Below are 12,450 nucleotides of genomic sequence, written 5' to 3' on the forward strand. Positions count from 1 at the left end.
CTCCAGCGTGCCGATCTCGGCGGAGAGACCCAGCAGGTCGGCGGCGTTGACGGTGGCGGCCTCGATGGCGGTCATCGGGGTCATGCCGTGCTGAACCATCAGGGCGAACTCGTCGGCGTTGCGGCCGTGCTTCGAGACGCCCGCGTCGGTGCCGAAGGCGATGCGGACCCCGGCTGGCACGGCGCGGCGCAGGGACTCGCCGGTGATCGAGATGCGCCAGCGAATTTTGGGCAGGACCTCGGGCGGATAGGCGTTGGGGTCGGCGGCCAGCCGTTCGACATAGCCGTTCACCGTCGACAGGGTCGGGACGTAGTAGGCTCCGGACTGGCGGAACAGGCGGATGGTCTCGTCGTCGAAGATGGTGCCGTGTTCGATCGAGTCGGCGCCCAAGCGGAGGGCTAGGTTGATCCCGTCGGCGCCGTGGGCGTGGACCGCGACCTTGAGGCCGTACAGGTGGGCGGTGTCGATCAGGGCCCGGGCCTCGTCCTCGAACATCTGCGCGCCGAGGCCGGCGCCGATGCGGCTGTTGACCCCGCCGGTGGTGGCGATCTTGATGACGTTGGCCCCGCGGCCGACCTGAACGCGCACCGCCTCGCGGCAGCTCTCGGCCCCGTTGCAGACGTTGTCGTGCGGCGTGACCTCGCGCAGGTCGTCGTTGAAGCCAAGGCGTCCGTCCATGTGGCCGGAGGTGGTCGAGATGCTGTTTCCGGCGTCGACGATGCGCGGGCCCGGCAGGCTGTGCGCGGCGGTGGCGTCGCGCAGGGCGAGGGTGACCCCGCCGTCATCGCCGAGATTCCGCACGGTGGTGAAGCCGGCCATCAGCGTCTTGCGGGCGTTGTCGGCGGCGCGGAAGGCGTGGACCGGCAGGTTCTCGGTCACGCCCGAGAGGAAGCCCGCCTGCCCACCCAGGTCCGACACCAGATGGACGTGGCTGTCGATCAGCCCTGGCAGGACGAACCGCTCTCGCTGATCCACCACCGTCGCGCCCGGAAAGGCGGCGGCGTCGACGAAGCCGTCTCTGATCTCGACGATGCGGCCGTCGCGGACGACCAAGGTGGAAGGGCCGCGGGGCGCGCGACCGGGGCGGTCGAGCAGCCGGCCCGCCTGGATCAGCGTCACCGCGCCGCCCTCGGAACCCGGCGCCTGCGCCGACACCGGCGCGGCGGCCGTCAGCAATGCGGCCGCAGCCGTCCACGCCGTCAAGTTTTTCATGATCGCTCCCCTGTGCGGCCTCATATTGAGCGCACATCCGCCGCCGCCGCCAGACCGCCGGCCCGGCAATCACATAAAGATATCCTTATGGGTTTCTTGCCCCGCGCCCGCGACCGGTCTATAGCCGCGCGAACAATTCTCCCCGGAAAGCCCTCGCCCATGACCGACTACATCGTCCGCGACATCTCCCTCGCCCCGTTCGGCAACAAGGAGATCGCGATCGCCGAAACCGAAATGCCAGGCCTGATGGCGCTGCGCGAGGAATACGGCGCGGCCCAGCCGCTGAAGGGCGCCCGCATCGCCGGCAGCCTGCACATGACCATCCAGACCGCCGTGCTGATCCAGACGCTGGAAGCGCTGGGCGCCGACGTCCGCTGGGCCTCGTGCAACATCTTCTCGACCCAGGACCACGCCGCGGCCGCCATCGCCGCCTCGGGCACCCCGGTGTTCGCCACCAAGGGCGAGACCCTGGTCGAGTACTGGGACTACGCCCACAAAATCTTCGAATGGTCCGACGGCGGCTATCCGAACCTGATCCTCGACGACGGCGGCGACGCCACCCTGCTGTGCGTGCTGGGTCCCAAGGCCGAGAAGGACATCTCGGTTCTGGCCAACCCGCAGAACGAGGAAGAGGAAGCCCTGTTCGCGGTGATGAAGCGCTACATCGCCGAGAAGCCCGGCTTCTACTCGGCCATCCGCGACGCCATCGGCGGCGTGTCGGAAGAGACCACCACCGGCGTCCACCGCCTGTACCAGATGGCCGAGCGCGGCGAGCTGCCCTTCCCCGCCATCAACGTCAACGACAGCGTCACCAAGTCCAAGTTCGACAACCTGTACGGCTGCCGGGAATCGCTGGTCGACGCCATCCGCCGCGGCACCGACGTGATGCTGTCGGGCAAGGTCGCCGTGGTCTGCGGCTACGGCGACGTGGGCAAGGGCTCTGCCGCCTCGCTGCGCCAGGGCGGCGCTCGCGTGAAGGTCACCGAGGTCGATCCGATCTGCGCCCTGCAGGCCGCGATGGAAGGCTATGAGGTCGTCACCGTCGAGGACGTGGCCGGCGAGGCCGACATCTTCGTCACCGCCACCGGCAACAAGGATGTCCTGACCGTCGATCACATGCGGGCGATGAAGAACAACGCCATCGTCTGCAACATCGGCCACTTCGACTCGGAGATTCAGGTCGCCGGCCTGAAGAACTTCAAGTGGGACGAGATCAAGCCGCAGGTGCACCACATCGAATTCCCGGACGGCAAGAAGATCATCCTGCTGTCGGAAGGCCGTCTGGTGAACCTGGGCAACGCCACGGGCCACCCGTCCTTCGTGATGTCGGCGTCCTTCACCAACCAGACGCTGGCCCAGATCGAGCTGTGGACCAACAAGGCGCAGTACCAGAACCAGGTCTACGTCCTGCCGAAGCACCTCGACGAAAAAGTCGCCATGCTGCACCTCGCCAAGCTGGGCGCGAAGCTGACGACCCTGTCGAAGGAACAGGCCGACTACATCTCGGTCCCGACCGAAGGCCCGTTCAAGCCGGACCACTACCGGTACTAAATCCGGCCTCCCAGCGACCTGTGTGGTGGCTGGGGTTCATCACAACGGGCACAACGAGGACACGACGAACACGACGGGACTGAGCTCGTGGCGCCGCAGGCGTTAAACGCCCCCCATCCGGATAAGGCGCTGCGCGCGAGCAAAGGCGCCGGACCCGTCGTGTTCGTTGTGTCTTCCTTCCGTTGTGTTCGTTGTGATGAACCACCTTTACCGCCCGTCCGGGATGACAAAAGGTCCACTGGCTTCACTCCACGCCGCAGCCTAGATTGCGGCCATGGGCGACGTTCTGAACATCCTGATCCTGCTGGCCATCGCGGCGGTGGCCGTGACGCTCGGGTTCGGCATCCACTCGCTGTACAAGGGCGGGGAGTACGCTCGGTCGCACTCTAACAAGCTGATGCGGCTGCGGGTGGCGCTGCAGGCGCTGGCGATCGTGCTGCTGTGCGTCGGCATGTGGTGGAAATCCACCCAGGGCGGCGCCTGAGCCCGTGGTCGTCCTGAACCGCATCTACACAAAGACCGGCGACGGCGGGGAGACGCGGCTGGCGTCCGGCGCGCCGGTCTCCAAGAGCGATCCGCGGGTCGAGGCCTATGGCGCGGTCGACGAGCTGAACGCGGTGATCGGCACAGCCCGCCTGCACTCGGGCCAGAACGACCGCATCGACGCCATGCTGGGCCGCATCCAGAACGAGCTGTTCGACCTGGGCGCCGATCTGGCCACGCCGCTGGAGCCGGCGCCGAAATGGGAGGCGCTGCGCATCGTCGACAGCCAGGTCGAGCGGCTGGAGGCCGAAATCGACTGGATGAACGAAAGCCTCAAGCCGCTGGACAGCTTCATCCTGCCGGGCGGATCGCCGCTGTCGGCGCACCTGCATCAGGCGCGGACCGTGGCGCGGCGGGCCGAACGCGAGGCGGTGCGGCTGATGGAGGCCGGCGAGGCCGTCACCCCGGCGTCGATCCGCTACCTCAACCGCCTGTCCGACCACCTGTTCGTCGCCGCCCGCCGCGCCAACGCCAACGGCGCGGACGACGTCAAATGGAAGCCCGGGGCGACGCGGTAGCTTTCCACCGGTGGCGGCAGGACTTGCCGGCCGAGGTTCGTCACGAAGAACACGAAGAAGAAAAGCCACGAAGAACACGAAGGGTTCTGAGCCCGATCTTGCGCGTAGCGCCTTCAATTCTGACGAAGACCGAATGCCTGCGGCGCCTCAGACGCCGTCGCTTCGTGTCCTTCGCGGTCCTTCGCATTCTTCGTGACGAACCAGCGAACGATGCCGCTGGCCCGGACCCGGAAGGAGAGAACGCTCGCCCCTAGTCTTTCGTCGGGCTGATCTGGGCGGCGTCGCCGTAGGTGAGGGCGAGGAAGACGTCTTCGAGGTCGGGGTCCTCGGTGGTGATGTCGGCGATGGTGACGCCGGCGGCGCGGACGGCGGCGAGCACCTGCTCCACCGACGACCTCCCCTTGCGGTAGGTGACGACGAAGGCGCCGTTGGGCCGGGCCGCGACCTCGAAGCCCGGCAGGTCTGGGACGCGCGCCAGCTCGCCTTCCGGCGTCACCACCACGTTGCGCGTGTCGAGCCGGCGCAGCAGCTGGGGCGTGGGCTCGCAGGCCACCACCTCGCCGCGGTTCATGATGGCGATGGTGTCGCAGAGCTCCTGCGCCTCCTCCAGATAGTGGGTGGTCAGCAGGATGGTCACGCCCTCGGCGTTGATGCGCCGGACGTACTCCCACAGCTGGCGGCGCAGCTCGACGTCGACCCCGGCGGTCGGCTCGTCGAGGATCAGGATGGGCGGATTGTGCACCAGCGCCTTGGCCACCATCAGGCGGCGCTTCATGCCACCGGAGAGGGCGCGGACATAGGCGTGGGCCTTGTCCGACAGGCCCAGGGCGGCGAGCAGTTCGTCAGAGCGGCGCTCAGACGCCGGGACGCCGTAGTAGCCGGCCTGCACCTCCAGCGCCTCGCGGGGGGTGAAGAAGACGTCGGCGACGATCTCCTGCGGCACCACGCCGAGGGCGGCGCGGGCGTCGCGCGGCTGTCTGTCGATGTCACGGCCCCAGATCTCGGCCGTGCCGCCGGTCTTGTTGACCACCCCGGCGAGGATGTTGATCAGCGTCGACTTGCCCGCGCCATTGGGCCCCAGCAGGCCGAACATCGCGCCGCGCGGGATGACCAGATCGACGCCGCGCAGGGCCGTCTTCGGCGGCGCCTTCTTCGTTCCGGCGTAGGTCTTCTCCAGCCCGCGCACCTCGATGGCGTTGACGGGCAGCGTCGCGGGCTCGGTCATTCAGGCGCTTTCAGGTATCGGAACGGCCCCGTTTGACGATATGGAGCGCGGGCGCATACCTATGCGCGCGCACCCGCCCCGCCAAGACCAGAGCCGAACGAATGCCGCCGCGCCACCCCGATGCCGTCATCCCGCCGCCCGAGCACGTCGTGGTCTCGACCAAGCGCGTGGCCTGCGACGGCGGCGGCGGCGTGCTGGGCCACCCGCTGGTCTATATGGATATGGGCGACGAGGATTTCGTGGAATGCGGCTACTGCGACCGCCGCTTCGTTCTGGACGCGCACCCGAAGCCGGAAAGCGAATATCTGAGCCCGGCGGCAAGGCCGCCGGAGGCGCACTGACTGATCCCAGCCGACGGAGCCGCCCCCCTCCGTCACGGCGCAAGCGCGCCGCGCCACCTCCCACGCGTGGGGAGGAGACAGGGGGCTGAGTCTCCTCCCCATCTTGATGGGGAGGTGGATCGACGGCGAAGCCGGAGAGACGGAGGGGGCGGCGCGGACCCCGACCCGCTCGCGTGATCAGTCCACCGCCGGCGGCGCCGGCATCAGGTCGCCGAACGGGGCGGCGTCCTCGAGCGCGCGGACGAACGACGGCCGGGCCATCAACCGTCTGTGCCAGGCCCTCAGCCGCGGCCGGTCGCCGAACGGGATCAGCCGTCGGGCGTAGGTCAGGATCGGCGCGGCGCCGCAGTCGGCGAGGGTGAAGGTCTCGCCCGCGCCCCAGGTGCGCCCGTCGGCCAGCCGCTCCTCCAGCCAGTCCCAGGCGTTGGCCAGAACGGCCTCGTCCTGGGCGTCGCCGAACGGATCCTCGTTGCCGGCCGGGCGGAATTTGCGCGGGATGATGCGGTTCATCGCGCCGCCGACATAGGTGTCCACGATCCGGTCGATCAGACGCGCCTCCAGCGCCGCGTTGGGATCGGCGGGGATCAGGCGGCCGCCGCCGGCCAGCCGATCCAGATGCTCGATGATGATGCTGGATTCGACGACCTGACGCTCGCCGTCGATCAGGACGGGCATCTTGCCGAAGGGCAACACGGCCCGGAACTGTGCGAAGTCGTCCGGAGAGGCCGCGGCGACCAGCTTCAGTTCGAACGGCAGGTCGAGCTCATACAGGGCCACCGCCGCCTTCTGGCCGTAGGCGGCGTAGGGGTGGGACCAGAGCTTCAGGGCGGGTGCGGTCATGGCCTGTTGTTCGGGATCGGAGCCGTGGGCGCAACCCCTCGTTAAGCAACCCGGCGCACCCTCCATTCCGCCTCCAATCGGAAGACGGGCCATGTCGACCATCCAGACCGCCAGCTACCGCCGCCAGCGCGACCATTTCGAGCCCCAGGACGCGGATCCCGCGGAGCAGCGCCGCCTGCGCGGCCTGCTGGAGCAGATCGACTACTCGGCCTTCGTCGCCAACCGCGAGGTGATCGGCTCGATGTTGCCCAAGCTGGACGCGGCGGCGTTCCAGAAGCTGGCCATACTGACGGCCACGGCCCGCGCCAAATGGGTGGCCGAGAGCCTGCGCCAATCGGAGTCCGGCGCGCCCTCCACCCCGGACCAGATCGCCCGCCTGACCTCGGCCCGCACGGCGTACGAGGAGCTCGCGGAAGCCTATGAGGGCCTGCGTCGGATGGTGGAGCGGGGGTACGCCTCGATCCGGTAGGGGCTGGCGCTAGCCTGTTGTCATCCCGGACGCCGCGACAGCGGCGATCCGGGACGCTCGGCATCAATAGGTCAGAGGCTCCCGGAAAGCGCCTGCGCTTGTCCGGGATGACAAGGCGCCTGTGCGCTACCCGATCGGCTGCGGGCGCGTCGCGATGGGCGCGTCGGGGTCGGCGGGCGGGCGCTCGGCCTCCGTCGGCGGGGGACCGGCGGGTTGGGCGGGTACGATCACGATGGGAGCGGCGGGCTGCACAGCCGGGCCGGGCGGTGGGGTGGGCGCCGGCGTTGTCGCGGCTGGCGGCGTGCGGGCGGGAGCGGCTGCGACCGGCGGGGCGGCGGCGACCGGAGCCCGCGCCGGCGCGGCTGCCGGACGCGTCTCCGCTGCAGCAGGCGGCGGCGCGGCTGCAGGCGTCACCGGCGCCGACGGACCGTCGCCCGTCACACTGTCCGGCAGGGCGACCGAGGCGGCTTCGACCGGGGCGGCGGTCAGCGGAACCGCCGGGCCCAAGGCCGGCGCCGTCGCGGCTGGAGCCACCGGGGCGGGTCGGGTCAGGAACCAGCCGCCGACGGCGAGAACCGCCACAGCCGCGACCGCCGCACCGGCGTACAGGGGCGTGCGGCTGGCTGGCCGGCGGCGCGCGCTGGCGCCCTGCAAGACCGAGCCGGCGACAGCCGGGGCGTGGGACGGCTCGACCGGCGCAGGCGCGTGGACGGGCCGGGAGGAGGCGGGGCGCGGGGTCGGGGCCGGCTCCGCGCCCGGCAGGGGGCGGACGGTCAGGTCGGGCTCAGGCGCCGCTTCCGGCGCGGCGTTCACGGGCGCGGTCGGGACAGGTTCGGAACGGGGGACGACGGGCGCCGGCGCGGCCCGGGTCGGGGCGCGCGGGATCATCGAGCCGCTGAAGATGCCGGCGCTGGCGGCCTGCGCCCGGGGACGGGCGGCTTGTGGCTGGGGGGCCGGCGCGGGCTGCGGCGGCCGGGCCTGCGTCTGCACCGGACGGGCCGGCGTCCGCGCGGGCGGGGCGGGCTGAGCTTGGGCGGCTTGAGGCTGGGCCGGCTCGGGCCGGATGACCTGCGGTGCGCGCTCCGGCGACGGCTCGGGCAAGGGCGGCAGCGGCGGCAGGCGCTCGGCCGTCGGCAGGGGACCGGCGCGGAACACCGTCTGGGGCGGGCGGCCCCAGGTCACCGGCCGGCGGAAGGGCTCGGGCGTTCCGTTCAGCGGCTTTTGCGGATCGTTGGACATGCAGGCTCCCGCGCCGCGTCGGGCGCGCTTATCAAACGCACAGGGCGGGCAAGGTGTCCGCCGATCTGGCCCGTTTCGTGACGGATCAGTTCTTCAGCCGATAGCCGGTACGGAACATCCAGCCGACCACCATGAGACACACCAGCAGGAAGCCCAGGGTCGCCGCCAGACTGGCCCAGATGCCCACGTCGCCGGAGCCGTAGAAGGTCCAGCGGAAGCCGGAGATCAGATAGACCACCGGGTTGAACAGGGTGATCGTCCGCCACATCGGCGGCAGCATGTCGATCGAGTAGAAGGAGCCGCCGAGGAAGGTCAGCGGCGTGACCACCAGCATGGGGATCATCTGCAGTTGCTCGAAGCCGTTGGCCCAGATGCCGATGATGAAGCCGAAGACGCTGAAGGTGGTCGAGATCAGGATCAGGAAGGCCAGCATCTCGACCGGGTGCAGGATCCGCAGCGGCACGAAGAAGGCGGCCGTGGCGAGGATGATCAGACCCAGCACCGCCGACTTGGTCGCCGCCGCGCCGACATAGGCGACGACGATCTCGAGCGGCGACACGGGAGCCGACAGCAGCTCGTAGATGGTGCCGGTGAATTTCGGGAAGTAGATGCCGAACGAGGCGTTGAAGATCGACTGTGTGAACAGGCTGAGCATGATCAGGCCGGGGACGATGAAGGCGCCGTAGGGCACGCCGTCGATCTCGGTCATGCGGCTGCCGATGGCCGAGCCGAAGACCACGAAATAAAGGGCCGTGGTGATCACCGGGGTGACGATCGACTGCCAGACGGTGCGCAGGGCGCGCGCCATCTCGAACCTGTAGATGGCCCAGACGCCGTGGCCGTTGAAGGCCGGAACCCCCGAAGGTTGGCTGCTCATGCGGCGGCTCCCGTCGTGTCGTCCGTCTTGTCGCGATGAACGAGGCTGACGAAGATGTCCTCCAGCGAGCTCTGGCTGGTGTTCAGGTCCTTGAAGGCGACGCCGAGGTCGCTGAGCTTGCGCAGCAGCGAGGGCACGCCGGTCTTCTCGAGGTTGGAGTCGAAGACATACTCCAGTTCGTGCCCGTCGTTCTTCAGCGTCACCTTCCATTCGGCCAGCTCGGGCGGCACGGTCTCCAGCGGCTCCTGCAGGTTCAGCGTCAGGGTCTTCTTGCCCAGCTTTTTCATCAGGGCGGCGGTCTCCTCGACCAGGATCAGCTCGCCCTTGAGGATCACGCCGACCCGGTCGGCCATCTCCTCGGCCTCCTCGATGTAGTGGGTGGTCAGGATGATGGTGACGCCCTTGTCGCGCAGGCCGCGGACCAGGTTCCACATGTCGCGGCGCAGCTCAACGTCGACGCCCGCGGTCGGCTCGTCCAGGAACAGGATGTCGGGCTCGTGGCTCAGGGCCTTGGCGATCATTACCCGGCGCTTCATGCCGCCGGACAGGGTCATGATCTTGGCGTCCTTCTTGTCCCACAGGGACAGGTCGCGCAGCACCCGTTCGATGTGACCCGGGTTCGGCGCCTTGCCGAACAGGCCGCGACTGAAGGTCACCGTCGCCAGCACCGTCTCGAAGGCGTCGGTGGTCAGCTCCTGCGGCACCAGGCCGATCTTCGAGCGGGCGGCGCGGTAGTCGGTCTGAATGTCGTGACCGTCGGCGATGATCGTGCCGGTGGTCGGGGTGACGATGCCGCAAACCGCCGAGATCAGCGTCGTCTTGCCCGCGCCGTTCGGTCCGAGGAGGGCGAAGATTTCGCCCTTGCGGATCGTCAGGTCGATGGGCTTCAGGGCCTGCAGGCCGGACTTGTAGGTCTTGGTCAGACCCTGGATCGAGATGACCGGCTGCATGCGCGCCCTCCGTGGCGGACCGCAGATATGCGTCCGGAGGCCGCACCTCAAGGCCGCCAAGGTTCAGCGGAGCCATATCCACCCACGGGAGTTACGCTCGCCGTGCCCGATCCCCTGATTTCTCTCCGCGCCCGTCTGGCCGCCCTCGGCGATTTCGGGCGGCGGAACTCGCCGGTGCTGCGCAGCGTGCCGCCGCTGCAGACGCTGCTGGAGCTGGCGGCGCGCATCGGCTACGGGGCGCTCGGTTTCGTCTATCTGTCTGCGGGCGTCCTGACCTTTCTGGCCGCAACCGACCGCATCCGCGACGCTGCGGGCTCCAAGGAGGCCACCTTCTGGCTGGCTGAACAGCCGTTCGGGCGGGTGTGGCTGGTCCTTCTGGCAGTGGGTCTGCTGGCCTTCGTGCAGTGGTGCGTCCTCCAGTCGGTGTTTGACGCCGACCACGAGGGGACAAGGTTGAAAGGGTTGATGAAGCGCGGCAGTCAGGCCGGCAACGGCCTGTTTCACGGCATTCTCGCCGTCTCGATCTTCGGGCTGCTGCACAAGGAACCGGTCGATGCGAATGCGCTTGAGACAGCGGCCAATCAGGATAAGGCGGCCATGGTGCTCAGTCTGCCGTTCGGCGACTGGCTGCTGATCGCCATCGGCCTCGGGATCATCGCCGCAGGCCTCAGCAACATCATCAACGGGGCGCGCGCGGACTTCACCCAGAAGCTGTCCTGCTCCGCCGAGGTCTGCCGTCGCGTTGCGCCGCTGGCCAAGGCGGGAAATGTGGCGCGCGGAGTCTCCTTCGTGCCGCTGGGGATTTTCGTCGTGCTGGGCGGCCTGCACTCGCAGGCCTCGGAGGTGCGCAGCTTCGGCGCCGCACTGGATGGGCTCGAGGCGCAGCCGGGCGGACCATGGATCCTCGCCTTCACGGCCTTGGGGCTGGTGGCCTTCGGAGCCTTCTCCTTCATTGAGGCCCGTTACCGACGCATCCAGCCGCCGCGCGATCTCAATCCCCTCTCCTGAGCGTCCGCAGCCCGGGCTTGGCCGTAGCTGCGGCGTCCCCTCGCCGGAGCCCGTCCGCCATGCGCCTGTCCCTCGTCATGCTCGCCGCCGCCCTAACCCTCGCCGGCTGCGCCTCAGGCCCCCGCCCGGCAGACGTTCGCGCGCCCCAGCCCGTGCGCGCCGTGGACGCCGAGCGGTTCTACACGGGGCAATGGCTGGAGATCGCCCGCCTGCCCATGCGCCTGACCGACGGCTGCGTGGCGGGGGCCACCAACTATGTGCGGGTGAACCCGACCCGGGTGGACGTTCGCGACACCTGTCAGGTCGACACCCCGCAGGGCCGCGAGAAGGCGATCGGCGCGCGGGGCGAAATCCTCGATCCCGGCACGAACGCCAAACTGCGGGTGCGCTATTTCGGCGGGCTGGTGACGTGGGACTACTGGGTGCTGGACCACGCCGAGGACTACAGCTGGTTCATCTCGGCCGACCCGAACTTCGACAAGCTGTGGATCTACACCCGCGAGGTCCCCGGTCCGACGGAGCGGCAGGCGCTGGTCGCGCGCGCGGCGGCGCTCGGCTACGATGTCAGCCGTCTGGAATTCCCCGCCTTCTGAAGTCGCTTCCGGAGCGCCGTCCATGTCCCGTCCCTTGCTGATCGCCGCGGCCGCCCTGACCCTGTCCGCCTGCGGAGGGCCGGAGGCGCTCGATCCCGCCGCCGGATACGGGCCGGACCCGGCGCTGCCGGCGCCGCACAAGGCGCTGCTGCCGCGGGTCAACATCGCCGAGGCGACCGGCTGGCCCGAAGGACGCACCCCGGTCGCCGCCCCTGGCTTTCGGGTGCAGGCGTTCGCCTCGGGCCTCGATCATCCGCGCTGGCTGTACCGCCTGCCGAACGGCGACATCCTCGTGGCGGAGAGCAATGCGCCGCCCAAGCCGGAGGGCAAGGAGGGCGGCTTGCGCGGCTGGATCCAGGGGCTGGTGATGGGCAAGGCGGGCGCCAAGACGCCCAGCGCGGACCGCATCACCCTGCTGCGCGACGCGGACGGGGACGGCGTAGCCGAGGCGAAGACCGCCTTCCTGCAGGACCTGACCTCGCCGTTCGGCATGGCGCTGGTCGGAGAGACGCTCTACGTCGCCAACGCCGACGCGGTGGTCGCCTTCCCGTACCGGAGCGGCGAGACGCAGATCACCGCGCCCGCCCGGCGTGTCGCCGCCTTGCCCGCCGGCCGCAACCACCATTGGACCAAGAGCCTCGTCGCCAGCCCTGACGGGTCGCGCCTGTATGTCGGCGTCGGCTCCAACTCGAACATCGGTGAGAACGGGCTGGACGAGGAAGTCGACCGCGCCGCCATCCTCGAGATCGACCCGGCGACGGGGACGCGCCGGCTGTTCGCCTCGGGCCTCCGCAACCCGGTCGGGCTGGCGTGGCAACCGCAGAGCGGCCGGCTGTGGGTCGCCGTCAACGAGCGCGACGAGCTCGGCAACGATCTGGTCCCCGACTACATGACCTCGATCACGCCGGGCGGCTTCTACGGCTGGCCGTGGAGCTACTACGGCCAGATCGTGGACGAGCGGGTGAAGCCGCCCAACCCCGACATGGTCGCCCGCGCGCTGAAGCCCGACTACGCGCTGGGGGCCCATACGGCGTCGCTGGGGCTGACGTTCGGGGAGGGGGCGCTGTTCCCGGCCCGGTACGCC

14 protein-coding genes are annotated in these 12,450 nt (G+C 69.6%); 8 read left to right on the forward strand and 6 right to left on the reverse strand.

Annotation, left to right across the window (positions count from 1 at the left end; all coding sequences use genetic code 11):
- Positions 1 to 1,212 (reverse strand): amidohydrolase family protein (locus VGB60_RS09725; RefSeq protein ID WP_331038064.1); only part of this gene is annotated, 1,212 nt, incomplete at its 3' end.
- A 159-nt stretch (positions 1,213 to 1,371) separates the two neighbouring features.
- On the opposite strand from VGB60_RS09725, the gene ahcY reads away from it, so the two are divergent.
- From ahcY to VGB60_RS09740, 3 genes are all read left to right on the forward strand, one after another.
- On the forward strand, positions 1,372 to 2,763 hold the full coding sequence (ahcY, locus tag VGB60_RS09730) for an adenosylhomocysteinase (RefSeq protein ID WP_331038065.1): 1,392 nt from the start codon (positions 1,372 to 1,374) through the stop codon (positions 2,761 to 2,763).
- A gap of 274 nt (positions 2,764 to 3,037) precedes the next feature.
- Positions 3,038 to 3,247 (forward strand): twin transmembrane helix small protein, encoded by a 210-nt coding sequence (locus VGB60_RS09735; protein WP_331038066.1) that lies wholly within the window; start codon positions 3,038 to 3,040, stop codon positions 3,245 to 3,247.
- 4 nt (positions 3,248 to 3,251) lie between these two features.
- Positions 3,252 to 3,824, forward strand: a complete 573-nt coding sequence (locus VGB60_RS09740; protein WP_331038067.1) for a cob(I)yrinic acid a,c-diamide adenosyltransferase — start codon at positions 3,252 to 3,254, stop codon at positions 3,822 to 3,824.
- A 250-nt stretch (positions 3,825 to 4,074) separates the two neighbouring features.
- Here VGB60_RS09740 and VGB60_RS09745 read toward each other — a convergent pair whose 3' ends face one another.
- Entirely contained in the window at positions 4,075 to 5,049 is a 975-nt protein-coding gene (locus VGB60_RS09745) for an ABC transporter ATP-binding protein (protein WP_331038068.1), read from the reverse strand.
- A gap of 101 nt (positions 5,050 to 5,150) precedes the next feature.
- Here VGB60_RS09745 and VGB60_RS09750 point away from each other — a divergent pair, with 101 nt between their 5' ends.
- Positions 5,151 to 5,390, forward strand: a complete 240-nt coding sequence (locus VGB60_RS09750; RefSeq protein ID WP_331038069.1) for a zinc-finger domain-containing protein — start codon at positions 5,151 to 5,153, stop codon at positions 5,388 to 5,390.
- 177 nt (positions 5,391 to 5,567) lie between these two features.
- Here the strand turns inward: VGB60_RS09750 and VGB60_RS09755 are convergent, their stop codons facing one another.
- Complete coding sequence (locus VGB60_RS09755) at positions 5,568 to 6,230, reverse strand: glutathione S-transferase family protein (RefSeq protein WP_331038070.1); 663 nt, start codon at positions 6,228 to 6,230, stop codon at positions 5,568 to 5,570.
- A gap of 91 nt (positions 6,231 to 6,321) precedes the next feature.
- Between VGB60_RS09755 and VGB60_RS09760 the strand changes: the two genes are divergently transcribed.
- Positions 6,322 to 6,699 (forward strand): hypothetical protein, encoded by a 378-nt coding sequence (locus tag VGB60_RS09760; protein ID WP_331038071.1) that lies wholly within the window; start codon positions 6,322 to 6,324, stop codon positions 6,697 to 6,699.
- Between the two features lie 126 nt (positions 6,700 to 6,825).
- Here the strand turns inward: VGB60_RS09760 and VGB60_RS09765 are convergent, their stop codons facing one another.
- The 3 genes from VGB60_RS09765 to VGB60_RS09775 all read right to left on the reverse strand — a co-directional run bounded on the left by VGB60_RS09765 (position 6,826) and on the right by VGB60_RS09775 (position 9,765).
- Positions 6,826 to 7,938: a hypothetical protein gene (locus VGB60_RS09765; RefSeq protein WP_331038072.1), complete on the reverse strand. Its 1,113-nt coding sequence runs from the start codon at positions 7,936 to 7,938 to the stop codon at positions 6,826 to 6,828.
- Between the two features lie 85 nt (positions 7,939 to 8,023).
- Positions 8,024 to 8,815: an ABC transporter permease gene (locus VGB60_RS09770; protein ID WP_331038073.1), complete on the reverse strand. Its 792-nt coding sequence runs from the start codon at positions 8,813 to 8,815 to the stop codon at positions 8,024 to 8,026.
- A complete protein-coding gene (locus VGB60_RS09775) occupies positions 8,812 to 9,765 on the reverse strand; it encodes an ABC transporter ATP-binding protein (protein WP_331038074.1) in 954 nt (317 codons plus the stop codon). Before VGB60_RS09775 ends, VGB60_RS09770 begins: the two co-directional genes overlap by 4 nt.
- A gap of 102 nt (positions 9,766 to 9,867) precedes the next feature.
- Between VGB60_RS09775 and VGB60_RS09780 the strand changes: the two genes are divergently transcribed.
- From VGB60_RS09780 to VGB60_RS09790, 3 genes are all read left to right on the forward strand, one after another.
- Positions 9,868 to 10,773, forward strand: a complete 906-nt coding sequence (locus VGB60_RS09780) for a DUF1206 domain-containing protein (RefSeq protein ID WP_331038075.1) — start codon at positions 9,868 to 9,870, stop codon at positions 10,771 to 10,773.
- A gap of 59 nt (positions 10,774 to 10,832) precedes the next feature.
- Positions 10,833 to 11,366: a lipocalin family protein gene (locus tag VGB60_RS09785; protein WP_331038076.1), complete on the forward strand. Its 534-nt coding sequence runs from the start codon at positions 10,833 to 10,835 to the stop codon at positions 11,364 to 11,366.
- A gap of 22 nt (positions 11,367 to 11,388) precedes the next feature.
- Positions 11,389 to 12,450, forward strand: a 1,062-nt coding sequence (locus VGB60_RS09790) for a sorbosone dehydrogenase family protein (RefSeq protein ID WP_331038077.1), incomplete at its 3' end; no start/stop codon positions are given.

The sequence above is a fragment of the Brevundimonas sp. genome, assembly GCF_036399195.1.
Classification (GTDB): Bacteria; Pseudomonadota; Alphaproteobacteria; order Caulobacterales; family Caulobacteraceae; genus Brevundimonas.